Here is a 23,284-nt window from a genome sequence, read left to right as displayed (position 1 = left end):
TGGTGAGCGTGACTGATACCCCGAATAAGGAAACCCCCAACAACGAAACCCAGCAGCCTTCCGGTACCGCCATGCGCGCACAAACCGCAGCCAAGAAGCTGGGCATCTACCTGCCGGCCACCCCGGAGGAGTTTCAAGCCAACGCAGTAACCCACGCGCAACTGCGCGACTTGCAGGAGAATCCGCCGGAATGGCTGGCTAACCTGCGTCGAGAAGGCCCCCACCCGCGCCCAGTGGTGGCACAGAAACTGGGAATCTCCGTGACCGCGCTGAAGAAGAACGAGATGGACCGTCCTCTCACCACCGCGGAAATTAAAGAACTCCTCAGCGCGATGCCCGAGTGGCTCGAAGCCGCTCGGAAAGCTCACGCTGAGGAGCGCTCGAATGAGCTCTCCCAAGAAGAGTCAGGAGAGCGCGGGAAAGCTTAGACCAGCTTCCAATCCTCAAGACCGTCGTAGAGCGGGAAGTCTGCGGCGACCTTCTCCACGCGAGCGCGCAGCTTGGCGACGTCCGCGTTCTTACCGTTTGCTAGTGCAGTACCGATGACATCGGCCACCTCGGTGAAGGCCGCCGCGTCGAGGCCGCGGGTAGCCAAGGCCGGGGTACCGATGCGCAGACCAGAGGTAACCATCGGCGGGCGCGGATCATTCGGAACCGCATTGCGGTTCACAGTGATGCCGACCTCGTGGAGAAGGTCCTCCGCCTGCTGGCCATCGAGCTCGGAGTTACGCAGGTCCGCCAGCACGAGGTGCACGTCGGTACCACCGGTGAGGACGTCGACGCCCGCCTTGGTGCAATCCTCAGCGGTCAGGCGCTCAGCCAAAATGCGAGCACCTTCCAGGGTGCGCTCCTGACGCTCCTTAAATTCCTCGGTGGCCGCAATCTTGAGGGCGATAGCCTTTGCCGCGATGACGTGCATGAGCGGTCCGCCCTGCTGGCCCGGGAAGACGTTGGAGTTGATCTTCTTGGCAAAGTCCTGCTTGGCCAAGATGAGGCCAGAGCGCGGGCCACCAAGCGTCTTGTGCACGGTGGAGGACACAACATCGGAGTGCGGCACCGGGGAGGGGTGCAGACCGGCGGCCACGAGGCCCGCGAAGTGCGCCATATCCGTCCACAGGTACGCGCCGACCTCATCGGCGATGGAGCGAAAAGCCTCGAAGTCGATGGTGCGTGGGTAGGCGGACCAACCAGCAATGATCACCTGCGGCTTTTCTGCCAGAGCTTGTTCGCGCACCTTATCCATGTCGAGGCGCATGGTCTCCGGGTCAACCTCGTACGCGGCAACGTCGTAAAGCTTGCCGGAGAAATTCAGCTTCATACCGTGGGTCAGGTGACCGCCATGCGCCAAGGATAGGCCCATGATCTTGTCACCCGGCTGGATCAGCGAAGCCAGCACAGCAGCATTGGCCTGGGCACCGGAGTGCGGCTGGACGTTGGCAAAATCAGCGCCAAACAGCGCCTTGGCGCGATCGCGAGCCAGATCCTCCACGACGTCGACGTGCTCGCAGCCGCCGTAGTAGCGGCGTCCCGGGTAGCCCTCTGCGTACTTGTTGGTGAGAACAGAACCCTGTGCCTGTAGAACCGCGCGGGGGACGAAGTTCTCCGAGGCAATCATCTCGAGGGTATCGCGCTGACGAGCAATCTCACCGGAGATAGCATCGAAGACCTCGGGGTCAAGATCGCGCATCTCCTGGTAGCGCACGTCTGAATTGTTCGTAGTCGTCATGAAAGCGTGGTGTCCCTTCCTAAAGATGGTCAAGATCGCCGGCAGTGCCCGCTCGCAGCACAACACCACCGGCTTGAGAAATCGCCGAAGCTAGTTCTACATCCTAACGCCCGCATCCCCCGCGCGGGGGCCTCTAGGAATCTTTTCATTCGGGGCAATTGCACTAGGCGCCCGATGCAGTGCGACAATAGTCGGCATGGCGCGAATGACCGATGCGAGCCCGTACCTCGATTTTGACCGTGATACGTGGCGTGCCCTACGTAAATCCATGCCACAGGTACTCACGGCAAACGAGGTGGAAAAACTCCGCGGCATTGGTGACCGCATCGACCTCACCGAGGTAGCAGAAGTGTACCTCCCCCTTTCGCGTCTCATTCACATGCAGGTGGAGGCCCGCCAAAAGCTCACCGCAGCCACGGAGGCCTTCTTGGGTAACCCACCGACGCACGTGCCCTTCGTCATCGGCGTCGCTGGCTCCGTTGCCGTGGGCAAGTCCACGACAGCACGCCTGCTCCAAGTGCTCCTTGAACGCTGGGATTCCCACCCGAAGGTCGACTTGGTGACCACGGACGGCTTCCTCTACCCCACCGCCTACCTTAAAGAACACGGGCTAATGCAGCGCAAGGGCTACCCGGAGTCCTATGACCGCCGCGCACTGATGCGTTTTGTTACCGACGTTAAATCGGGCAAACCCCTAGTCACGGCCCCGCTCTACTCGCACGTGTCCTATGACATCGTCCCCGGGGAATTTCAGGAGGTTCGCCAGCCGGACATCCTCATCTTGGAGGGCCTCAACGTCCTACAAACCGGTCCGACCCTCATGGTCTCCGACCTGTTCGACTTCTCTGTTTATGTGGACGCCCGAGTCGACGACATTGAAAAGTGGTACATTGACCGCTTCCTCAAGCTCCGGCACACCGCTTTCCGCGAGCCGGGTGCGCACTTCGCCTCCTTCGCGGACATGACGGATGAGGAAGCCTACGTGCAGGCCCGAGAAATCTGGCAGTCCATCAACCTGCCCAACCTTATTGAAAATATTTTGCCCACCCGAGTGCGTGCTTCCTTGGTTCTACGCAAGGGCTCACACCATTTGGTGGAGCAAGTGCGGATGCGCAAGCTCTAGGCGGGCATTATCGGGCTAGCGCCCAAAACGGCGTGAGCGCTGCGAATAATCGCGCAAAGCGCGCAAGAAATCTACCCGGCGGAATGCGGGCCAATACGTATCCGTAAACCAAATCTCTGAATAAGCAGCCTGCCACAGAAGGAAGCCGGAAAGACGCTGTTCACCGGAGGTGCGGATCACGAGATCTGGGTCCGGCAAACCTTTGGTGTAGAGGTTGCCCGTGATGGCCTCTGCCGTCACGTTCTCCGCAATCTCCTCAGCGCTCAATCCCTTTTCGGCTTCGCTACGAATGAGACTCTGCACGGCATCAACGATTTCTTGACGCCCGCCGTAGCCCACCGCGATGTTAACGATGACGCCCTGGTGATCTTCTGTGGCTTCAGCAGCGCACTGCATTTTGGCGGTAACCTGTTCAGGAAGCAGATCTAGGTGTCCCACGAGACGGATTTGGCAATCCAAATCGCCCTGGGAAAGGTGCGTGACAACATCAGAAATGATGTCAAAAAGCAGCTGCACTTCCTGCTCGCTGCGCTTCAAATTTTCCGTCGACAACAGGTAAATAGTGACGACCTCAATGTCAGTGCCTTGGCACCAAGAGATCATCTCACTAATTTTCCGCGCTCCCTGGCGGTGACCGTGGCTAATATCCGTAAAGCCCGCCTCGCGCGCCCAGCGGCGATTGCCATCCGCCATGATTGCCACGTGGCGTGGCTGCGGTTTGTTCTTAATCTCACGCGTTAGACGCGCCTCATACAGGGGATATAGGAGCTGGCTTAGGAACTTCACGGTGGGGAAACGTCCTCTGCGTTAAAAGATGGACTTCTTACTGTTATCGAGGATGCCGGCTTCCTTCATAGCCGCATCGACCGCCTCATCATCGAAAGGATCAATGCCGTGATCCTGCGCGAACATGGTACGGCGGCGGAAACGCGAGTAGCGGCGGTGAAAATTCCAGCCTGCGAAGAGGACGGCAACGCCCATCAGGGCAAGGATGAGCAAACCGATGGGCGAGGCCTTACCGAACTCTGGTCCTACCGGCCCGCTTTGGCTCCCCTGGGCGAGCAGGGCGACGTCATGCGCCGCGAAGTACAAAGCGTTCATGTTTTAAGCCTCCCCTACTTCCGGGATTCCCGCAAATAAATCATCCTCCGGCAGCGCCGTCGAAACGCGGGTCTTAGCCAGCTCAAATTCCTCCGTAGGCCAGTGCTCCTGCTGGACGGACACCGGAGTCGCAAGAAAGGCACCGGCCGGATCAATTTGGGTGGCGTGTGCGCGGAGAGCGTCCTCCCGATTTTGGAAGTAGTCCGCGCACTCTACCTGCGTGGTCACTCGCGCCATGATGTCACCGAAAGCGGTATCCCACCGCGCAAGCATCGGCTCATAAGGGCTCACCTTTCCTTCCTTCACAAGGAGGTCGTGGAAAATCTTCATCCTTTGATAGACAAAGCCGTGCGTGTAGTAGAGCTTCAGCGGCTCCCACGGCTCCCCCAATTCTGGGTGGTACGCGGAATCGCCCGCCTTGTCCCACGCCAACATAGACGCTCGGTAGACCATGAGATGATCCGGGTGTGGGTAGCCGCCGTTCTCGTCATAGGTAATGATGACGTGGGGGCGGAAGTCACGGATAATCTCCACCAGCTCTTGGGCTACCTCATCATCTTTCTTGAGAGCAAAGCAGCCCTCGGGGAGCAGGTCCTTAATATTAGGCGCAAGCGGGTTGCCGGGAAGGCCCGAATCCACGTGCCCAAGCCAGCGGTGTTGCACGCCCAAAGCGGCGGCCGCTTCCGCCATTTCCTCTCGACGAATACTGCCCATATTCTCAAGGACGCCAGGGCGGTCCATGGCCGGGTTGATAATATCCCCACGCTCACCACCGGTACAGGTGACGACGAGGACCTCCGCCCCTTCCGCAGCATATTTCGCGGTTGTCGCCGCACCCTTCGAGGATTCGTCGTCAGGGTGCGCGTGAATAGCCAACAGGCGCTTTGTACTCACTGGGTGCTACATCTCCCTAGATTGCTTCTTTAAACAGACGCCCAGTCTAGTGGATAGTAGCTTCGCGGCGACCGTTGGATAGAATCAGACTCATGTCTGACGCCCAACCCGCTTCTCGCTCCGCACGTTCACAGTCTCGATACGGTTCCAAGACACGCACCCCGCGTACAGGAGGTTCCTGGACCAATCGGGCACTGGTGCTGGTGTTTTTGGCCATGTTTGTCGCGGCCATCGTCTTTGGCGTTCAGTACTTCCGCAGCCAGCAGAAGGTCAACGCAGATATATCCTATGTCACACACGAGATCCTCTCCGATGACTCCATGCGCATTTGGGTAGACATCACACGCAACCGCGTTGAAGAACCTGCTTATTGCATCGTGCAGGCTTTTGACTACTCCAAAGCGGAGGTCGGCCGCCGCGAAATTGCCGTGCCGGCCGGCGGCGAGTCTGCCCAGCGCGTCGCAGTGGACATCCCCACCAACCACCCGGCTGTCGCCGGTGGCGTCTACGGTTGTTCTGGAAATATTCCTTCTTATCTCGATACCAGCGCAATGGATACAGCGGGTGAGGCAACCGACAACTAAAAGCCCAGCTGTGCTAGTATGTTGAGCGTTCTGAATGGGCCGCGCCACCTGCACTTTTGCGCCCGTTCTTTGAGAAATAAAAGTGTTCATTAGAAACCGTATACGGAAGGTTGCACTATGGCTGAGCAGCAGAAGCAATACATCACCCCGGAAACCAAGGCCAAGCTCGAGGCCGAGCTGCAGGCCCTGATTGACCACCGCCCGGTCGTCGCCGCGGAAATTAATGAGCGCCGCGAGGAGGGTGACCTTAAGGAGAACGCGGGTTACGACGCCGCACGCGAGATGCAGGACCAGGAAGAGGCCCGCATCAAGCAGATCTCCGAGGTTCTGGCTAACTCCACCACCGAGCGCACCGCCGTCCAGGAGGGCGTTGCCCACATCGGTTCGGTGGTCCACGTTTACTACAACGGTGACGAAGAGGACCGCGAGACCTTCCTCATTGGTACCCGCGCTGCTGCTTCCGACAACAAGGACTTGGAGACCTACTCTGAGCAGTCCCCGCTGGGCGCTGCCCTTCTGGGTGCTGCCGAGGGCGAGACCCGCGAGTACACCGCGCCGAATGGCAAGACCTTGTCGGTGACCGTGGTCTCCGCTGCACCTTATGATTCCGCAAAGGCCGCAACTCCGCGCAAGTCCTAATTTATACTGCTCTTAGGTCACCGTTTTTCTGAGAAAGAGTTTTATCCCCATGAAGAAGTTCACTCGTTTCGCTGCTGCTGGTCTGGTTGTCTCTGCTGGTCTTACCCTTGCTGCTTGCCACCCGCCGAGCGAGCAGGATTCCACTGAAAAGGTCGACACCGGTGCTACCTTCACCGGTGAGGCCCCGGGAGCCGGCGCAGCCGAATCCTCCGAGTCTGCAGATGCCACCGACGTCGTTGGCACCGAAGCTGCCACCGAGACCGCAGTAGCTCCGGCTGAATACACCACTGCCCCGGTTCAGCAGTAAGCTCAACGGCATCTTAAAGCGAGAGCGGCGCCCCGAATAATCCGGCGCCGCTTTTAGCTTTTTGAGGGCACTTCCCCTCCACCGCCTTGCACCTAGTTTTCTTCGCGGGCCCAATCCCCAATAACCCCTGGCAGCACCGCAGGGGCTTCGCCTAATAGGTCGCGGCGGTTGGGATCGCGCTCTACCTGCGTGGTAACGGATTTGATTCGCCGTTCACCATCGCCGCCACGTGCCATCCCACCCATCAACGGCATCATGCGCATCCCCGCACCACGGGCATTGCCAACACCCGGCTTCGCACCGTGCGCTCCGCCGGCAGCACCCACGACACCACCGGCGTTGCCGACGGCACCAGGACCGGCCACGCCGCCCATGCCACCCACACCAACGGCACCACTGCCTGCATTACCGCCCAGGAGGCCATTGCCGCTTAGCGACGCCCGCCCCTCCCGCTGCTGACCAGCCCCTGTTACGGCCCCGGGAAGTCCACCGAGTACCGGATGCGTTCCGGTCTGCGGCCCGCCGAAGGAGGAATTCAAGCCGCCCAAGCCCGCCGCGGAAGTGGTTGGATTCGCTGATGCCTCCGGCAAACGACCATTGAGTCCCGCAATTCCTCCGGGAAGCTGGTTGCCACGTCCATCAGCGAGACCGACCGATCCCACCCCATTGAGACCACTCGCCGCATAAGGCGCACCGCCCGGAGCAGTCGTGGCTCCTGTCATCGTGCCGTGAACTGGGTTAAGAGACCCGATTCCCGCACTAGCGGCCGACGTGTTTACCTCGGCTGCATTGATGGGTGCCAGCGCCTCACCAAAGCCTAGGTCGTTGAGGATACTGCGCCCACGATTATGTAAATCACCATGAAGCTTCGCGATATCCTCAGCGCCCATCCCGACGCTTTCAAGCCCTTGGATCTGACCATTGGCGACATTGAAAGACCCAGGCCCCACAGCACCACTCTCGATTGCTTCAGCAATCTTTTGGGGCCAGGCAACCCCATCTGTGTTGTACTGGTTTCCGTCGCCCGCGACGGCTCCAAAATGAGTGCTGGTGTCCCCACCGCCGCTGGGTGGTGCTGCATCCATGAGTGCATGCTGATACGGCATAGCCGAAATCACTTGCTGCTGCAGAACACCCTGCATATAGGTCAATGCTGCTTTTTCAGCAGCTGCGCGTGCAACAGGATCTGGAATTGCGGCCACCTCGAATGCCAGGGCAATGGCTTCGGGCTGTACATTTATGAGCTGCGCTTGGAAGCCAAATAGCTTCTGCTGCATGACATTTGCGTTGGCGATGAAGTGCGTTCCTGCCTGTGCGACCTCACGAATTTTTTGTGCCGCTCGTGTAGTAGCTTCGCTGTCATTCTCCGATTCTAAGGACGCGGCTGAGCGCTCAAGCCCAGCGACGATATCAGCGACTTCCCCACTCAGCGCTCCCCACCGCGCATTCGCTTCGGACACATCCCAGAAGCGAGTGCTGAACAGATTCGATGCCAGGCCCATAATGGACGCGCCGGTGTCCACGATCGGAACAGTAAACCCAAACGGACTATAGCCCGGATCCGGTTGCGAGACTATCGGCATCGACGCTGCCCCGCCTCCCCCGCCAGCATCAGCGACATCCAGCCCCCGGCTGGTAAGTATGTCTTGTGATTCGAAGCTTGCTAATTCGGTTTGAAGTGCCTCCGCTAACCAGGCTAGTTGCGTGTTAAATCCTTTGAGAGAATGCTGGGCAGATCCGGGGTCATTTGTCAGCACGCGCTCGTGGATACCCCCAACATCCTTTATTCCCATCACCGGGGAAAATCCACTATTTAGCGGAGAGCGCACCCCATCCGCAACACCTTTGAGCTGCTCAGACAACCCCTTAATCTCGGATATTTGATTGAAAAGGTTTAAAAAGTTTATTTGCATGTTCGCCCCCGTTAGGTTGTAAGCGTATAAAGAATTTCTTCCCCGATCACGCATCGATCGTGATCTTGAGTGCTACTAAAGCCAGTAGATTCAATCATCAAAGTTCCCCCGATGGTCTCTAGATACACTGTGCAAAATAGACGACCAAAATCAGGATCATTCAGGGCAATAACCGGAAGCTTCTCGCCTTGATAGACCCGTTGTCCCCCATATTGTTTTTCCAACTCCTGAATGCCAACATCGGTTACACCGAGCCCAACGAAACCAGTTTCTCCCTCTGAATTTTCAATCTGAAAACCACAGTGAGAATAGCCAGATTCGCGGATACTCGACTCCAAGCGCGTAGAGAGTCCCGCTTCTTCTAGACGGTTCCTTGGAATCTCCACACAAGGATCAAACAAGTAGAAGCCTTCAGCATGTCGATCAAATTCACCAAGTGGCGGCAGCACCCCATCTCCCGCACGAGGCTCGCCGCGTGAAGCCTGATCCTCTCGCGACCTCGTGGCGGTGGCATCAGCGACCCCCGAGTCCCCTGAGCCACCGCCGGTGTTATCGCCAGGAACATTGTGAAAGTCCCCCGGATTATCACCATGGTCGCGAGCACCTAGACCTAGCGGAGATGCACAGTTTGACAGCACCCCGATACAAACTGCCGCCAGCACTAGGCCCCCGATTCGCTTCATGGTTTCCTTTCAACCAATTTTCCTGACCATCAGAAGCCCCTCGCTGAAGCTGAAAGCTTCGAGCGGCTTCTGCGACCAGAATGCATGAGAACTATCAAGATGTCGCGCCAGAGCCAAATAAGATTCATGCAATATTTCCCGACAGAACGCCCATTCGACGAAATTAATAGAACTTTTATAAATAATCGCTGGTCGTAGCCTGTAAGAAATTTGGACGCCAGCAGTGATCTACATGTGACCGAGCTGCCGATTATAACCAAGTGGGGGTCCCCTAATTACAACACTGTTAACTTTCGGGTGTCGTTTTTCCAATCGGAAAGCAGGAAGCCAACCACCTCAGATGATCCCACTAGACAACATCTCAAGCTCCGCTTAAAAGCCCAGCTAGTTCCATCGACACGCAAGGAAGTGGCAATAGCACAACAACGCAACACTGCGGTTTAGTAACAGTCACACCATTGCCAGCAGACGAGCGGCAACCCGCATAACCCCTGATTGACTTCTCTCAAGCTTCGATAAATCGAACATTTCGCCCATAGCCACCAGGAGAACCTTTGGCTTCACAAGCATAACTACGTGGATGGCCATCCACGTAGCGCGGGGAAAATGACTAACGCACCGAGCGGAATCAATACACAATCACACACGGGACTGTAGGAACATTCGTGCTAACCGCTGTCTAGCTTCAACGGTTTTAGCACTGAGGCGAAAGAAAGAACGCTCTGCCTATAGCCGGCGCTGTGCCCAATAGAAGGTTCGCGGCTCAGAAAAGAAACCGGTGGCCGGAACCACAAAGATTGTGGTTCCGGCCACCGGTTCGCAATAGCGTTATGAGACTGATTAGTCCCTAAAGTAGCTCAGCAGACGAAGAATCTCGGTGTAGAGCCAGACCAAGGTCACAGCCAGACCAAGAGCGATACCCCAGGCGTACTGAGCCGGAGCGCCCTGACGGATAAGGCGATCAGCTTGGTCGAAATCCGTCATGAAGGACAGCGAAGCCAAGACGATGCAGACAAGGGAGAAGATGATGGCGAGCATGCCGCCATCACGCAGCGGGTTGAAGCCGAAGAAAATAGCACCCAACATGTTACCCAGCGCCAACACTGCCACACCGGCAATAAGACCGAACATGATTTTGTTGAACTTCGGGGTGACCTTGACCGCACCGGTCTTGTAGACCATCAGCATGCCGATGAACACACCTACAGTGCCCATGATGGCCTGACCGATAAGCGCCATACCATCGGAGTTACCGAAGGATACGCCAGCGAACATGAGCGAGAAGCCGCCCACGAAAAGGCCCTCAAACACGGCGTAAATCAACGTCGCCGCAGCGGAACCAAACTTCTTGCCAAACGTTGAGACGAGAACAGTAATGAAACCGCCCAGCGCACCAACCAGGGTAAGAATCATCGCAATGCCCGGGTTAATCAACTCACCAATGGCGAAGTTAAGTACGGCCATAACGATGATGACGCCAAGAGTAATACCAGTCTTGGTCACGACATCATCAACCGTCAGCGGACGATCGGCGCTACGGTTTCCTTGGTTAAACGGATTGTCGCTCTGACCGTAGGGGTTAACCTGGGTCTGACTTTGGCTGGACGAGAGGGAACTCATGACGGGGTTGCTAGAACGCACGCGAATCCCGATTCCTTTCACAGTCGTTCTCTAAAAAGCGGCCACTCGGGGCCGCCTTGTCTTTCACTTCACTAGGATCAACGCTCCCCATCGCTAGGAAGTTCCCAAAATCCCAAAATTCGCAAAATTATCCCCGCTTAACAGGGACACGCCGCTGGGCACTGTGTTTGACCGATAGGCGTAGCGGCCGGCGATACTTAGTGCGCGTAGTTATCAGGATCTTAACTTGTTCCTCGCGCACCAATTGCGAAGGGCTACTATTCAATCATCTGGCTATCTCCTTCGCGAAAGAGGACACCCCGTGAAAAAGCTTCCTTTAATGTTCACCGCCATTGCTGTTGCCCTTAGCGGATGTAGCCATGACACTGAGCCTGCTCCTGCCCCAACTAGTACCAGTATCACGAGCACCACCGAGGAATCCTCGACTGCAGGAACAGTTGAATCCACCGAACCATCAATCACGTCTGAGGAATCTCAACCTGAGCCGGTCCATCCTGAAAACGATGCGCCCATAGCCGAGCAGGCCACACTAGAGCCCACCGTTATCGAATGCCTTGAGGGGACACCCGGCCCAGCCCGCTGGTCTGATGGCACTGTGTCCTACTCCCAGTGGTGCTTCGATACCCGAGGCGGCGAGCAGTACCTCGAGAATGAGCACCAAGCCGGACTAGTAGAAACTGAGGAATGCGTTGGACCAGCGGCAGTGTGTGGATACGGCACTGCAGATAATGGCGCCCGAAACCCAACCTCGGGCGAAATTCAGACTTACCATGGCTGTCAAGACGGATACATTAATGACCCATATCTGTGCTCCGCGACAAAAGATGTAGTCCACGCCGCCGACCCAGACGGCTCGATCTATTAGTAGGTAAGTGCATCCGTCGCAATGATGGGTGAAGCTCGTGCCTTTTCCTAGGTTCTCAGAACAAATACGGCAGTTGGACGCTGCGAGGGCGAGTAAAACCAACCTTGCTTGGCATCCCAAGCTAGCACTGAAGGTTTTCCGCCCTTGAGCTGGTCCTTTAAGGGTTGTAGTGGTGCCCCCACTGGGACTCGAACCCAGACTGAATCGATTTTAAGTCGACTGCCTCTGCCGATTGGGCTATGGGGGCCAAACCGTGCTCACTTATCTTAGGGCACGGATAGTCATGAACTGAAAATAGGGTCGGCTTCTGCGTAGCCTTCCGGCCTTAGCCCGCTAATTTTGCTGCAAGGCCAGTAATGATGCCATCGAGGATGTCTTTCTCACTGATGAAGAAAGAACGTGCCTCGCTATTGCGTTCAATCATCGTCATGATGCCCTCGACTGCCACGCATCCACCGCCAATGACATCCGCGCGTCCAGGGTGGATGACGGGGTTGAGAGCGCGAACATCCGAAGGCAGACCAATCATCTGTCGGGTGAGCACCCGCAGGGCGTCGAAACGCAGCTCGGAGCCATGAATGGAATCGGCATCGTAGCGCTCCATTCCCTGGGCCAGCGCGGAAAGAGTCGTAAACGTACCGGCGCAGCCAACGAAGGTCAGGGCTTTATCGATAGGAACGATCTTCTCGACTTCGGCCATGCGCTCAGCCACATAATCCGTAGCGATCTCAATTTCCGCTTCGGTGGGCGGATCATTGCGCATGATGCGCTCGGTAAGACGCACACATCCCATTTGTGCCGAATGGGAGCCGAGAATCTCACCGTCGATGGTGCCAACGACGAACTCCGTCGAACCACCACCCAAATCGATAACGCAATATGGGCCCTCTTCAGAATGCAGGTCCCCCACCGCGCCGGTAAAGGACAGCAGTGCTTCCTCCTCGCCGGAGATAACCTCCGCACGAGCACCAGGCTGGACTTGACCGAGCAGTTCTTCAGTCATGTCAAAGAATTCGCGGTGATTTTTGGCATCGCGGGTGGCTGAGGTGGCCACCATCCGCACGCGCTCAACCTTCTCAAACTTCATCTGTTTGACGTAGCCCTCGAGCGCCGCGCGGGTCCGCGCAAGGGCCTCTGGTTCAAACTCGCCGGTGGCGTCGACGCCCTGTCCGAGACGAACGATCTCCATCGTTCGGGAGATATCGCGGATCTTTCCATCTTCCTGAATCTCACTGATAAGCAGGCGGATGGAGTTGGTTCCGCAGTCGACAGCAGCGACGCGTGTCATAAGGCTAGCCTTTCTCTTAACCGGCGTTAGAAAAATCGAACTGGGCCATATCAATGCCCAGGTCCCCCACGGTGGGCCAATCCTCTGGGATGGCGCTTCCTCGAAGTTTACCGTGTTCTGCGGCCATCGCTACGGCTTCGGTGCCGAAACGTACGCGGCCTGGCCCCTCCGCCAGGGCGTACGCAATGAGGACGTGAAGGCACTTCACGCGCTCAGGCATGCCACCACCGGAAAAGTCAGTACCTAGGTCTTCCATGGCGTTGCGGGTTGCCAGGTAGTGTTCATGCGCGGCTTGATAATCCTTCTGCAGGTCCTCGTCCTCTGCAAGGCGCTGCTCCATCCATTTCATGACATGGGCAACCTCAAGGCGCGATGCCTCAGCAGTCAAGCGCGGATCGGTGAGGTAATAAAGGGTGGGAAACGGGGTGCCGTCGGGAAGCTTAGGCGCGGTCTTAATCACCGCCGGGGCTCCGTCCGGAGTGCGGTATGCAATGTCCACGACGCCGCGTGGGGTGCGGCCCAGTTGTTCGCGGACGACTTCAAGATCAGCATCGGTCACGGTCATAGGAACCATTGTGACACGGAGGAATGGTTGAGTCCTATTCAGCAGGGGCCTGCGGTTGATTCTCTGCTTCTTCCGCTACAGAATCCCACAACACCGCGTACCACTCCCGGTCATCGGTATCCTCGCGGCGCTCCGAGGTTACCGTGTCACCTGAGTCCATGCGCGGATCCATAATGCGGAAGGCCGTTTCACCCTCATCCATCACACCGAACCGGCGACGCGCCTCTTGCTTGACGTACTCCTCCGAGTTGTACTTATCAATCTCGGTGAGGAGCTCATCCTTATGGGCCTGCTTGGCGGAAATAGAGCTTTCTAGGCGGGCAATTTCTGACTGGCCGTGGTAGTAATTGCGCAGCGGGACAGCAATGGATAACAAGACTACGAGAATAACGGCAATGATCACACCGACGCCCAGAATGTCCAGGCCTTTAGGCTGGACCGGGGTCTTCTTCCGCTTGGTGCGCTGCGCATCGCGGGCACGCGTGTGTACCGGAACGGTGTTCCGGCGCTTCGTACGAGGAGAAATAGTGCGTGCCATCGGGAAGCCATTGTATCCCGGACCGGCCCCAGTACTGTGCGGCGCGCGTCGTGTCTCACAAATAACACGTGTCACAGAAGTTCAAAGTCCGTTCCGGTACGTGTGCCGCGTCAACTTGGGCTCTGCGGCTGCCCTCCCAACGCAAAAGGTGCCACAGTTTCCTGTGGCACCTTCTGAACTAGCGCTAGCTCAGCGGACAGTCCGAGAAGACTGCCACTAGAAGCTAGTGGCAAACTTAGCCCTGGAAGCGCGGAAATGCGGAGCGGCCGGCGTAAACAGCGGCATCGCCCAGCTCCTGCTCAATACGCAGCAGCTGGTTGTACTTGGCTACGCGCTCAGAGCGGGCCGGAGCACCCGTCTTGATCTGGCCACAGTTCAGGGCGACTGCGAGGTCAGCAATGGTGGTGTCCTCGGTCTCACCGGAGCGGTGGGACATCATGGTGCGGTAGCCGTTGCGGTGAGCCAGCTCGACGGCATCAAAGGTCTCGGTCAGGGTACCAATCTGGTTGACCTTGACCAGCAGAGCGTTAGCAGCCTTCTTGTCGATACCCTCCTGGAGGCGTGCCGGGTTGGTGACGAAGAAATCATCGCCGACGATCTGAACCTTGTCACCGATAGTCTCGGTGAGCTTCGTGTAGCCCTCCCAGTCATCTTCCTGCAGCGGGTCCTCAATGGACACGATCGGGTACTTAGCAACGAGCTCCTCGTAAACCTTGGCCATCTCCTCAGCAGTGTGCTCGCCGCCCTCGAAGTGGTACTTACCGTCCTTGAAGAACTCGGAGGAAGCAACGTCTAGTGCCAGAGCAACGTCCTTGCCCGGCTCGAAGCCAGCCTTCTTGATTGCGTCAACGATGAGGTCGAGCGCTGCCTTGGTGGACTCGACAGACGGAGCGAAGCCGCCCTCGTCACCCAGACCGGTGGACAGGCCCTTGTCCTTGATGACGTTCTTGAGTGCGTGGTAAACCTCAGTGCCCTGACGCAGCGCCTCGGAGAAGGACTCCGCGCCAATCGGAGCGATCATGAACTCCTGGACGTCCACGCCGGAGTCAGCGTGGGAGCCACCGTTGAGAATGTTCATCATAGGAACGGGCAGGACGTGGGCGTTCGGGCCACCGACGTAACGGTAGAGCGGCAGGCCAGCGGACTCGGCAGCGGCCTTAGCTGCTGCGATGGAAACGCCCAGGATGGCGTTGGCGCCGAGGCGAGACTTGTTCTCAGTGCCGTCCAGCTTGATCAGGGCCTGGTCAATGAGACGCTGGTCATCGGCCTCGAAGCCGGCAAGTTCATCAGCGATCTCTTCGTTGACGTTCTCAACGGCCTTAAGAACGCCCTTGCCCAAGTAGCGGTCACCACCGTCGCGCAACTCGTGAGCCTCGTGAACACCGGTGGAAGCGCCAGACGGAACGCCGGCCACACCGCGTGCGCCATCGTCGAGGAAGACTTCAGCCTCAACGGTGGGGTTGCCGCGGGAATCAAGAATTTCGCGTGCCATTACGTGGATGATGTCAGCCATGCTGCTTTCACTCCTATAGAGCCAAATTGATCTTGGTTTGTGTTCTGGGAGGTGCTCCCAAACCACCTGCAGCCAATTGTTCCAGAAAACTTCGGAACGTGTCGGGCTTAAACGGACAACGTGACAAAGATCTAGGAAGAGACTAGGACGTCGCAGGCTGTTCAATGGCGTAGGAATTTGCCGCTGCCGCCACTTTACGCAGGTAGTCCTCCGATTGGTTGTAGTTGAGGACGGCTGAGCGCCAGCCTTCCGGCGTGGAAAGGTCCCTATCCCCAAAACACAACAATGCGGCGGCACCTAGCGCAGCATCATCAATCTGGTTGGGATCAGCCACCCCATCGCCATTGGCATCACGACCTAAATGCTCCCACGAAGAAGCGATAAATTGCATCGGTCCGACGGCGCGATCAAAGTCGGTATCGCCGTCAATCACGCCGCCATCACTATCCGGAACCATGGTGGTGTTGTTCGTACCATCGAGAGGTATACCCACGATGGGTGGGTCGGGGTAGCCGTTCTCATCGAGTGTAGAACGGTGAAAGAGATTGCCGTTATAGGTCCCGTGACGGCTTTCAACCCAACCGATCCCCGCAAGGGTATTCCAGCGCAGATTACAGTTCGGCCAGGACTCCCGCGCAATCAACTCCGCATTGCCATAGGCCCGCAAGGCTTGATCGGGGATGCTGGTGGCATCAGCAAGCTGGTCGGACCACCACGTCAATTTATCCGCCGTGCGCCCCGGACCGTCGACATCAATATTGGGCACTTCTGCCCCGCCGACCGGTGGAAGATCCTCTGGGACAGGGGAAAGCTGCCGGAACGGGGATGGCTTACCCAGGAAGGAAAGACTCCAGGCCACCAGGGAAATGATCAGAATGATGGCTAAGACAATTCCAAGGCCACAGCCCCCGATCCTCCTAAGCCCCTGCGTCATAAAGGTGAATACTACAGCCCGTTGCGCGAAGGGGGTCTAGCGACACAGAGGGCACCACGAGGCGACTATATAGGCACGCCCTACGAAATTTGCGAAACAAAAGTTATGTCAAAATGTTCCCATGCGTAACATTCTGCGCTACACTGCAGCGTTGAACATAGAGCCGAGGCCCCGCTGGTGCTCCACGTTCTATCACTGTCCGTTCTAGAAACGTGCTTTTCTCTTAGTCAAGGAGTTCCATGTCCATCCGTCGTATCCTCGCTACTGCTTCCGCCATTGTTACTCTGGGTGCCATCGCACCCGCTACCGCCTCCGCCGCTTCCCTCACTGAGCTGGGCGGCTTCCTTTCCCAGGGCATCCAGTCCGCTGACTGCAACGCCCTGCGCAGCACCCTCACACTCATCGATCGAAGCACTGAAGTCGAGCTTCTGACTCCGGATACCACCCGCAACCAGCTTTCGAAGAACCTCACTGCACTGGGCACCACCGAGGAACTCGGCCCGCTGGCCTTTGCCGCGGTGAAGTACGCCGGCCAGACCGCTGACCGCGCTCTCGAGTGCAAGATTGTCAAGGAAGACACCATCGCCACCGGCGGCACGGGCCTGTCCTCCAAGATTGCGGACTACGCTCCCCTACTGTCCTCCATGATCCAGAAGGGCTAGTCCTTCTTTTCTCGGGCCTTACCTTCGGCCCACAAGCGCTCCTGTTCCTCTACCCCCACGATGTCCTCTGAGCCATCAAAAAGGTAGGGCGCGCGGGAGCGCATTTTGTTGACGAAAGACATCGCAACATCATCAAGGTTGAAGGCCCCACGGCGCGCCGCGATTTCGGCGTGGAAGAGGATCTGCAGGAAGACATCGCCCAATTCCTTAAGCAACTCAGCATCCGAAGCATGCTCCCGCACCGCCTCGGCAAACTCACCGGACTCTTCCTCCATATATGGCAGCAGGGTCTCGTGGGTTTGGTCGCGCTCCCACTCCCCTATGCGCCACGCGCGCATCATCACCTCGCGCGCCTGCCACATCGGATCCTCCAAGGAAGGGGCGAGGATGAGCTCCGCGTGGGCGTCGATAAGCGCGCGCACCTGCGGATGGGAGGGGTCCGTGCTCACCACAACACCGTGGCCTGCAGGATCCTCACCGCTCAGTAACTGGTCGAAGTCCCAGCGAACTTTCACAGGAACTTCATCGGTAAAAACAACAGGTCCCTGCAGTTTTCCAACGGCCTCCATGGGTATTAGGGTGGGCCAGCGCGGATCTAACAACAGGACAGTCATAAACAACGAGTATAGGTCCCGGGCCCTATGAACATTCGCTGCAGTTGCACAAAAGCCCGCCTAAAGGGGTACTTTTAACCAATGACCACTTCCAATCTCACCGAATCGCCGCGCACGCACTCCGTGACGCTGTGGACGCTCGTCGCGCTCATCATCGGTTCCACGGTGGGCGCCGGAATCTTCTCTCTTCCGCAAAACATCGCCTCCGTGGCCGGCCCTGGTGCCATGCTCATCGGCTGGCTCATTGCTGGCGTGGGCATGCTCTCTGTTGCCTTCGTTTTTCAGATCCTGGCTCACCGCAAGCCACATCTCGACTCCGGCGTGTACTCCTATGTCCGTGCCGGCTTGGGTGATTTCATCGGCTTTACCTCTGGTTGGGGCTACTGGCTCGGCTCCGTGATGGCGCAGGTGGGCTACGCCACCCTATTTTTCAACACTATCGGCCACTACGTCCCTTTCTTTGACGCCGACCACCGCTGGGTTTCTGCCATCGCAGTGTCTTTGTTGTCCTGGGGTATCTTTGCTGTTCTCGCACGCGGGATTAAGCAGGCGGCCATCATGAACATGGTGACGTCCGTAGCCAAGATTGTGCCCATCCTGGCCTTCATCATCATCCTCGCTTTCGTGGGTTTCAGCTGGGACAAGTTCACCTTGGATATCTGGGGCAAGACTTCCGATAAGTCCCTCTTCGAGCAGGTACAGGGCATCATGCTTTTTACCGTGTGGGTCTTCATCGGCGTAGAGGGTGCATCCGTGTACTCGAAGCAGGCCCGCACCCGTTCCGACGTCGGCCGTGCCACCGTCATCGGCTTCATCAGCGTCTTGGCGCTGCTGGTCTCCGTGTCCACGCTGAGCTTCGGTGTACTCACCCAGGAGGAGCTCGCCGCGCTGCCGGATAACTCGATGGCCTCCGTGCTCACCGCCGCCGTGGGTGAATGGGGTGGTGCGCTCATCTCGCTTGGTCTGTGCCTTTCTGTGCTTGGTGCCTACGTGTCCTGGCAGATGCTGTGCGCAGAGCCAATCGTCATGATGGCTGTCGATGGCCTTCTCCCCCGCAAGATCGGAACCGTGAACATTGCCGGCGCGCCATGGGTAGCGCAGCTGATTTCAACGCTGACGATTCAGCTCTTCGTCATTATCTTTTTCCTCAACGAGACCTCTTATAACGCCATGGTGCAGCTAGCTACAATCATGTACCTGCTGCCCTACATCTTCTCCTCGCTGTACCTAGTTCTCTTGGCCGTGCGCGGCAAGGGCCTAACGCACCCACATGCCGGGGTGCGTTTCGACATCTCGGGCCCGGAGGTGAGCCGCCGCGAAAATCGCCGACACTTTTTCATCGGCTTGGTCGCCTTCATCTACTCACTGTGGCTCATCTACGCTGCTGACCCGGTCTACGTGCTGCTTGGTGCACTGGCCGTGGTCCCCAGCATGATTCCTTACGTGGCTACCCGCCTGTACAAGAAGGAACGCGTATTCAACACTTTTGAGTGGTTCGTGGTGGCACTGGTGATTATCGGCGCGGTGGCCGCGGTGTGGGGCTTGGGCACCGGCCGTTTGGTGCTTTAGAAGGCCTCGGGTTCCGAGCGATGTGACAGTACTGCATACGCGATGCAGGTGGTCAGCCAGAGCACGTGGCCGATGGCGCTGATAACGAGGAAAATGCCGCCGGTAATTTCGGCCGCTTCCTCGTTGCCGGACCACCACGTCGGCACGGTGGCTGGCCCAATGTCCCCGAAATCGGGCAGGTTGGCATTGCCCACAATGAAGCCGATAAACAGCAATGCCATTGACACCCACGCCCACTCCAACCGGCTTGGGTAATCAGCGCGGATGAATAGCGGGAGTAACCCGAGCAACACCCAAATGCCAACTAGGAAGATCCCAAACATCACCAACATGAAGGTGAGCCAGCCGCCATTCTCACCGCTGAACTTGATAACCAGGGAGACGGGGATACTGAACAACGCCGCGAACATCCACACCACCATCATGATGATTCGGGGATTAGCTCTACTCGGCCCACTGTGGTTGTTCGCGGCGTTCATTATTTTTCTCCTACGCTAATGACGTTCTTTTTAGTCTTAGCACCGCTGACGTCAACGCGCTCGAGTTCGAACATCGATGCCAAGAAATCCGCCATCCACTGCAGGAGTTCAATGTCTCGCAGCTTGGGGTCAGTGACATTGCGGCCGGCCTTGGGGAAGTTGAGCTGGATGGCCTTGGCCGCCGCGCGGTAATTGGAGCCCGGGAAGAGGCGTTTGAGGCGTACCTGTTTGGAATCCGCCAGCTCCACCGGGTGAACCTTGATGCGGGTGCCCTGCACGGTAATATCGCTGACCCCGGCCCGGCGGGCCTGGTGGCGCAGGCGCGCTACCGCGAGAAGGCGTTCCACAGGCTCCGGGACAGGCCCGTAACGGTCCTGCATTTCTTCCACCACGTGTGCCAGGTCCGCGTTGTCCTTGGACGTTGCAAGCTTGCGGTAAACCTCCAGGCGCAGCCGCTCGGAGTTGATATAGGACTCCGGAATATGTGCGTCCACCGGCAGGTCGATGCGGATTTCCTTTGGCCCTTCGTCCGTGACCACGGGGGTCTCACCGCGGGCAAGCGCTTTGAAGGTCTCTACGGCCTCGCCGACGAGGCGCACGTAGAGATCGAAGCCCACGCCGGCGATGTGGCCGGACTGCTCGGCGCCCAGCACGTTGCCGGCACCGCGCATCTCAAGGTCCTTCATAGCCACGGCCATGCCCGCGCCCAGATCGTTGTTCTGGGCGATGGTGGCCAGACGGTCATAGGAAGTCTCCGTCAGCGTGGCGCCCTTCGGGTAGAGGAAGTAGGCGTAGCCGCGCTCGCGGGAGCGGCCCACGCGCCCGCGCAGCTGGTGGAGCTGGGACAGGCCCATGTGGTGAGCGTTTTCCACGATGAGGGTATTTGCGTTAGCGATGTCCAGGCCGGTTTCCACGATGGTGGTACACACCAGGACGTCGAATTCGCGGTCCCAGAAACCTTGGACGGTGCGCTCAAGCACGTCCTCGTTCATCTGGCCATGCGCGACGACGATGCGCGCCTCCGGCACTAGGTCCCGCAGTTCGCGGGCTTTCTTTTCGATGTCAGCAACTTTGTTGTGGATGAAGAAAACTTGACCGTCGCGAAGCAGCTCACGGCGGATAGCTGCGGCCACCTGCTTATCCTCGTACGCACCCACATAGGTCAGGACCGGGTGACGGTCCTCCGGTGGGGTCAAAATCGTAGACATTTCACGGATGCCCGCCATGGACATCTCCAAGGTGCGCGGAATCGGGGTCGCGGACATGGTGAGCACGTCCACGCTGGCCTTCAGCGCCTTGATGTGCTCCTTGTGCTCCACGCCAAAGCGCTGCTCCTCATCCACCACAATGAGGCCTAGGTTCTTCCAGTGCACGCCTGTTTGCAGCAGGCGGTGTGTGCCGATGACGATATCCACGGAACCATCCGCCAAACCGGCGAGAATCTCCTTGGACTCCTTGGCCGAAGTAAAGCGCGAGAGCACCTCGATATCCACTGGGAAGCCCTGCATGCGCTCGCGGAAGGTATCGGCGTGCTGTTGCGCCAGCAGGGTCGTGGGCACAAGGACCGCCACCTGCTTGCCATCTTGCACCGCCTTGAAGGCTGCGCGCACTGCCACCTCGGTCTTGCCATAGCCCACATCACCGACGACCACGCGGTCCATCGGCACCGTGGATTCCATGTCTTCCTTGACGGCATCGATGGCCAGCATTTGGTCTTCCGTCTCGATGAAGGGGAAGTTATCCTCCATCTCCGCCTGCCACGGGGTATCGGGCCCAAACTGGTGGCCCGGTGCTGCCTGGCGCTTGGCATAAAGCTCCACCAGCTCACCGGCGATCTCGCGCACCGCGGCGCGCGCCTTCTTCTTGGTGTTCTTCCAATCCGAGCCGCCCATCTTGGACAGCGTCGGTGCCTCACCGCCGGTGTATTTGCTTAGCAGGTCCAGCGAATCCATGGGTACCCACAGCTGGTCGGCAGGCTGCCCGCGCTTGGATGCCGCATACTCCAGCACGATGTACTCGCGACGGGAGGTCTCATCACCGGATTGGACGGTGCGCTCGGCCATCTTGAGGAATTTACCGATTCCATGGGTCTCATGCACCACGTAGTCGCCCTGCTTCAAGGCGAGGGGATCCACGCGGTTGCGGCGCTTTGCTGGGCGACGCTTCGCCCCCGCAATATCGCCCACACGGTTACCCGTGAGATCCGTTTCCGTGATGACGACCAACGGCAACACCTCAGCGTCCTTGAGCTTACGCACCTTCGGGAACACCAGACCCGCATGGGACAAGGCCTGGTAGAGGGTGACCTCACCAGGGCTCGGCTCCCACCCAGGAGTGGCCACCTTGGTGGGAATGCCCTTTTCCGCGAAGCGCTCCACCATGCGTTTGATCGCACCCTGCGCAGGGGCAATGAAGGCGGCACGTCCGCCGGCGGTAGTGTGCGCCAGAAGCTGCGCCATCATGGCATCTATCTCTGGGATATCACCACGCGGAGTAGGTCCGGGCTCAAAGTCCAGTGGCAGGGTCTCCGATTCGGCGGCGGCGAACATCCCCGGCGGGGCAAAAGTCCACAGCGGGGACTCGATATTCCGGCACGTCGCCTCCAACGACTCATAGGAGCGGTAACTCGACGCCGAGGTGTCCAAGCCCTCGGCCGCCAGTGGACCATCCGCGCCCATCGCAGCAGCCTCCCAGCCGGCAGCCAAGAACTCCGCATCGGTGGATTCCAGGTCTGCAATGCGGGTGCGGATCTTTTCCGGTGCCACGAGCAACACATGGGTGCCTGCTGCAAGGAGCTCGGGGAGGGTGACGAAGGGCTCGGCGGCAAGCACCGCCAGCACAGCTTCCATACCTTCAGCCGGGATGTGCTCCCCTACTTTGGTCAACAGTTCTGCCAGCGCCGCATTGCCGCCGAACTTCTGCGCCAACTCGCGGGCACGTGCGGCGACCTCATTAGTGATCGGCAGCTCCCGGGCGGGATAGATGGCAACCTCGCCGACCTCAATCTCCGGGATGGCGCGCTGGTCCGCCACGGAGAATTGGCGAATATCCGTAATCTCATCGCCCCAGAACTCCACACGCACCGGGTAATCCGAGGTGGTGGGGAAAACATCGAGAATTCCGCCGCGCGTGGCGTATTCACCGCGCTTGGCCACCATATCCACGTGCTTATAGGCGCGAAACTCCAGCTCCGACAGGATATCAGAAAGCTCGTGCTCATCTTCTTCCTTCAGGAAGATGGGTGCACGCCCCTCCACCTTGCTCAGGATGGGCTGGCAATACCCGCGGGCAGAGGTCACCACCACCTGGGCTTTGCCCGCCCCCACCAGGTCGAGCACACGCGCGCGCTTGCCGACGATATCCGGGGCCGGCGACAACCTCTCATGTGGAAGCGTCTCCCAGGCTGGGAAGTAGGCGACCTTATCCCCCAGCATGGCCGTCAGCTCCGCGGTGAGGTCCTCCGCCTCACGCCCGGAGGCAGTCACCACCAGCACCGGCGCATGGTGTGCCAGCGTACCGATCGCCCACGGGCGCGCCTGGTCAATGCCAGTAATGTGCAATGAGGCTTCCCCCACTTGGGAGGCGAGGCCTTTAAGTTTCGGATCTGAGGCGGCTACCTTGAGCAGCCCGCCCAGCATCGGCGTTG

The 23,284-nt window shown here is 58.5% G+C and carries 22 protein-coding genes and 1 tRNA gene; 7 read left to right on the top strand and 16 right to left on the bottom strand.

Translation table 11 applies throughout. From position 1 onward, the window contains the following. Positions 1-71 precede the first annotated feature (71 nt). On the top strand, positions 72-428 hold the full coding sequence (locus HMPREF2943_RS02730; protein WP_210384596.1) for a DUF5997 family protein: 357 nt from the start codon (positions 72-74) through the stop codon (positions 426-428). Here the strand turns inward: HMPREF2943_RS02730 and glyA are convergent. Continuing rightward, positions 425-1,726, bottom strand: a complete 1,302-nt coding sequence (glyA, locus tag HMPREF2943_RS02725) for a serine hydroxymethyltransferase (RefSeq protein ID WP_010187360.1) — start codon at positions 1,724-1,726, stop codon at positions 425-427. The two genes, HMPREF2943_RS02730 and glyA, sit on opposite strands and share 4 nt — an antisense overlap. Before the next feature lie 196 nt (positions 1,727-1,922). Here glyA and coaA point away from each other — a divergent pair, with 196 nt between their 5' ends. Continuing rightward, entirely contained in the window at positions 1,923-2,849 is a 927-nt protein-coding gene (gene coaA / locus HMPREF2943_RS02720) for a type I pantothenate kinase (RefSeq protein WP_070447050.1), read from the top strand. Positions 2,850-2,864: 15 nt separating this feature from the next. Here coaA and HMPREF2943_RS02715 read toward each other — a convergent pair whose 3' ends face one another. The 3 genes from HMPREF2943_RS02715 to mca are packed head-to-tail and all read right to left on the bottom strand — an operon-like array spanning position 2,865 to position 4,844. Beyond that, positions 2,865-3,635 (bottom strand): isoprenyl transferase, encoded by a 771-nt coding sequence (locus HMPREF2943_RS02715; protein WP_070447051.1) that lies wholly within the window; start codon positions 3,633-3,635, stop codon positions 2,865-2,867. 21 nt (positions 3,636-3,656) lie between these two features. Continuing rightward, positions 3,657-3,950, bottom strand: a complete 294-nt coding sequence (locus tag HMPREF2943_RS02710) for a hypothetical protein (RefSeq protein ID WP_010187365.1) — start codon at positions 3,948-3,950, stop codon at positions 3,657-3,659. Positions 3,951-3,953: 3 nt separating this feature from the next. Then, entirely contained in the window at positions 3,954-4,844 is an 891-nt protein-coding gene (mca, locus tag HMPREF2943_RS02705; RefSeq protein WP_070710720.1) for a mycothiol conjugate amidase Mca, read from the bottom strand. A gap of 92 nt (positions 4,845-4,936) precedes the next feature. Here mca and HMPREF2943_RS02700 point away from each other — a divergent pair, with 92 nt between their 5' ends. The 3 genes from HMPREF2943_RS02700 to HMPREF2943_RS02690 all read left to right on the top strand — a co-directional run bounded on the left by HMPREF2943_RS02700 (position 4,937) and on the right by HMPREF2943_RS02690 (position 6,374). Then, positions 4,937-5,428: a DUF4307 domain-containing protein gene (locus HMPREF2943_RS02700; protein ID WP_070447054.1), complete on the top strand. Its 492-nt coding sequence runs from the start codon at positions 4,937-4,939 to the stop codon at positions 5,426-5,428. A 117-nt stretch (positions 5,429-5,545) separates the two neighbouring features. Then, complete coding sequence (greA, locus tag HMPREF2943_RS02695) at positions 5,546-6,067, top strand: transcription elongation factor GreA (RefSeq protein ID WP_010187368.1); 522 nt, start codon at positions 5,546-5,548, stop codon at positions 6,065-6,067. Between the two features lie 49 nt (positions 6,068-6,116). Beyond that, positions 6,117-6,374 carry a hypothetical protein gene (locus HMPREF2943_RS02690; RefSeq protein ID WP_070447056.1) on the top strand — a complete coding sequence of 86 codons (258 nt, stop codon included), beginning with the start codon at positions 6,117-6,119 and terminating at the stop codon, positions 6,372-6,374. A gap of 92 nt (positions 6,375-6,466) precedes the next feature. Here the strand turns inward: HMPREF2943_RS02690 and HMPREF2943_RS02685 are convergent, their stop codons facing one another. The 9 genes from HMPREF2943_RS02685 to HMPREF2943_RS02645 form a co-directional block, all read right to left on the bottom strand. Further along, a complete protein-coding gene (locus HMPREF2943_RS02685) occupies positions 6,467-7,957 on the bottom strand; it encodes a hypothetical protein (protein WP_070710741.1) in 1,491 nt (496 codons plus the stop codon). Positions 7,958-8,298: 341 nt separating this feature from the next. Continuing rightward, on the bottom strand, positions 8,299-8,970 hold the full coding sequence (locus tag HMPREF2943_RS12335; RefSeq protein WP_141756073.1) for a hypothetical protein: 672 nt from the start codon (positions 8,968-8,970) through the stop codon (positions 8,299-8,301). Between the two features lie 840 nt (positions 8,971-9,810). Then, the gene (locus HMPREF2943_RS02675; protein WP_070646298.1) at positions 9,811-10,611 is read right to left on the bottom strand and encodes a Bax inhibitor-1/YccA family protein; all 801 of its coding nucleotides are present in this window, start codon (positions 10,609-10,611) and stop codon (positions 9,811-9,813) included. A 1,035-nt stretch (positions 10,612-11,646) separates the two neighbouring features. Beyond that, a tRNA-Leu gene (locus HMPREF2943_RS02670) sits at positions 11,647-11,723 on the bottom strand. 78 nt (positions 11,724-11,801) lie between these two features. Then, entirely contained in the window at positions 11,802-12,764 is a 963-nt protein-coding gene (locus tag HMPREF2943_RS02665; protein ID WP_070646294.1) for a Ppx/GppA phosphatase family protein, read from the bottom strand. A gap of 16 nt (positions 12,765-12,780) precedes the next feature. Beyond that, positions 12,781-13,329, bottom strand: coding sequence for a DUF501 domain-containing protein (locus tag HMPREF2943_RS02660; protein WP_070447070.1), 549 nt, complete (start codon positions 13,327-13,329; stop codon positions 12,781-12,783). A 34-nt stretch (positions 13,330-13,363) separates the two neighbouring features. After that, the gene (locus HMPREF2943_RS02655) at positions 13,364-13,867 is read right to left on the bottom strand and encodes an FtsB family cell division protein (RefSeq protein WP_070447072.1); all 504 of its coding nucleotides are present in this window, start codon (positions 13,865-13,867) and stop codon (positions 13,364-13,366) included. A 235-nt stretch (positions 13,868-14,102) separates the two neighbouring features. After that, on the bottom strand, positions 14,103-15,380 hold the full coding sequence (eno, locus tag HMPREF2943_RS02650) for a phosphopyruvate hydratase (protein WP_070447074.1): 1,278 nt from the start codon (positions 15,378-15,380) through the stop codon (positions 14,103-14,105). A 142-nt stretch (positions 15,381-15,522) separates the two neighbouring features. Then, positions 15,523-16,314 (bottom strand): lysozyme family protein, encoded by a 792-nt coding sequence (locus tag HMPREF2943_RS02645; protein ID WP_070710718.1) that lies wholly within the window; start codon positions 16,312-16,314, stop codon positions 15,523-15,525. Positions 16,315-16,553: 239 nt separating this feature from the next. Here HMPREF2943_RS02645 and HMPREF2943_RS02640 point away from each other — a divergent pair, with 239 nt between their 5' ends. Further along, positions 16,554-16,976: a hypothetical protein gene (locus HMPREF2943_RS02640; RefSeq protein ID WP_070646285.1), complete on the top strand. Its 423-nt coding sequence runs from the start codon at positions 16,554-16,556 to the stop codon at positions 16,974-16,976. Here the strand turns inward: HMPREF2943_RS02640 and HMPREF2943_RS02635 are convergent. Beyond that, entirely contained in the window at positions 16,973-17,590 is a 618-nt protein-coding gene (locus tag HMPREF2943_RS02635; RefSeq protein ID WP_070710717.1) for a MazG nucleotide pyrophosphohydrolase domain-containing protein, read from the bottom strand. The two genes, HMPREF2943_RS02640 and HMPREF2943_RS02635, sit on opposite strands and share 4 nt — an antisense overlap. Before the next feature lie 81 nt (positions 17,591-17,671). On the opposite strand from HMPREF2943_RS02635, the gene HMPREF2943_RS02630 reads away from it, so the two are divergent. Beyond that, entirely contained in the window at positions 17,672-19,159 is a 1,488-nt protein-coding gene (locus tag HMPREF2943_RS02630; RefSeq protein ID WP_070646282.1) for an amino acid permease, read from the top strand. Here HMPREF2943_RS02630 and HMPREF2943_RS02625 read toward each other — a convergent pair. Both HMPREF2943_RS02625 and mfd read right to left on the bottom strand, forming a co-directional pair. After that, the gene (locus HMPREF2943_RS02625; RefSeq protein WP_070710716.1) at positions 19,156-19,638 is read right to left on the bottom strand and encodes a hypothetical protein; all 483 of its coding nucleotides are present in this window, start codon (positions 19,636-19,638) and stop codon (positions 19,156-19,158) included. The genes HMPREF2943_RS02630 and HMPREF2943_RS02625 overlap by 4 nt on opposite strands. Beyond that, the gene (mfd, locus tag HMPREF2943_RS02620; RefSeq protein ID WP_070710715.1) at positions 19,638-23,276 is read right to left on the bottom strand and encodes a transcription-repair coupling factor; all 3,639 of its coding nucleotides are present in this window, start codon (positions 23,274-23,276) and stop codon (positions 19,638-19,640) included. The genes HMPREF2943_RS02625 and mfd overlap by 1 nt, the downstream gene beginning before the upstream one ends. Positions 23,277-23,284: the final 8 nt, after the last annotated feature.

Origin of the sequence: Corynebacterium sp. HMSC072D12 (assembly GCF_001813925.1) — a bacterium.
Taxonomy (GTDB): Bacteria; Actinomycetota; Actinomycetes; order Mycobacteriales; family Mycobacteriaceae; genus Corynebacterium; species Corynebacterium aurimucosum.
Note: the sequence above shows the minus strand (reverse complement) of the source record. Positions and strands in the feature narration are given on the sequence as shown.

Coding starts and splice junctions, on each gene's coding strand:
- HMPREF2943_RS02730 (WP_210384596.1), top strand. CDS start 72: ATGCGCGCACAAACCGCAGCCAAGAAGCTGGGCATCTACCTGCCGGCC.
- glyA (WP_010187360.1), bottom strand. CDS start 1,726: ATGACGACTACGAACAATTCAGACGTGCGCTACCAGGAGATGCGCGAT.
- coaA (WP_070447050.1), top strand. CDS start 1,923: ATGGCGCGAATGACCGATGCGAGCCCGTACCTCGATTTTGACCGTGAT.
- HMPREF2943_RS02710 (WP_010187365.1), bottom strand. CDS start 3,950: ATGAACGCTTTGTACTTCGCGGCGCATGACGTCGCCCTGCTCGCCCAG.
- HMPREF2943_RS02700 (WP_070447054.1), top strand. CDS start 4,937: ATGTCTGACGCCCAACCCGCTTCTCGCTCCGCACGTTCACAGTCTCGA.
- greA (WP_010187368.1), top strand. CDS start 5,546: ATGGCTGAGCAGCAGAAGCAATACATCACCCCGGAAACCAAGGCCAAG.
- HMPREF2943_RS02690 (WP_070447056.1), top strand. CDS start 6,117: ATGAAGAAGTTCACTCGTTTCGCTGCTGCTGGTCTGGTTGTCTCTGCT.
- HMPREF2943_RS02685 (WP_070710741.1), bottom strand. CDS start 7,957: ATGCCGATAGTCTCGCAACCGGATCCGGGCTATAGTCCGTTTGGGTTT.
- HMPREF2943_RS12335 (WP_141756073.1), bottom strand. CDS start 8,970: ATGAAGCGAATCGGGGGCCTAGTGCTGGCGGCAGTTTGTATCGGGGTG.
- HMPREF2943_RS02665 (WP_070646294.1), bottom strand. CDS start 12,764: ATGACACGCGTCGCTGCTGTCGACTGCGGAACCAACTCCATCCGCCTG.
- HMPREF2943_RS02660 (WP_070447070.1), bottom strand. CDS start 13,329: ATGACCGTGACCGATGCTGATCTTGAAGTCGTCCGCGAACAACTGGGC.
- HMPREF2943_RS02655 (WP_070447072.1), bottom strand. CDS start 13,867: ATGGCACGCACTATTTCTCCTCGTACGAAGCGCCGGAACACCGTTCCG.
- eno (WP_070447074.1), bottom strand. CDS start 15,380: ATGGCTGACATCATCCACGTAATGGCACGCGAAATTCTTGATTCCCGC.
- HMPREF2943_RS02645 (WP_070710718.1), bottom strand. CDS start 16,314: ATGACGCAGGGGCTTAGGAGGATCGGGGGCTGTGGCCTTGGAATTGTC.
- HMPREF2943_RS02640 (WP_070646285.1), top strand. CDS start 16,554: ATGTCCATCCGTCGTATCCTCGCTACTGCTTCCGCCATTGTTACTCTG.
- HMPREF2943_RS02635 (WP_070710717.1), bottom strand. CDS start 17,590: ATGACTGTCCTGTTGTTAGATCCGCGCTGGCCCACCCTAATACCCATG.
- HMPREF2943_RS02630 (WP_070646282.1), top strand. CDS start 17,672: ATGACCACTTCCAATCTCACCGAATCGCCGCGCACGCACTCCGTGACG.
- HMPREF2943_RS02625 (WP_070710716.1), bottom strand. CDS start 19,638: ATGAACGCCGCGAACAACCACAGTGGGCCGAGTAGAGCTAATCCCCGA.
- mfd (WP_070710715.1), bottom strand. CDS start 23,276: ATGCTGGGCGGGCTGCTCAAGGTAGCCGCCTCAGATCCGAAACTTAAA.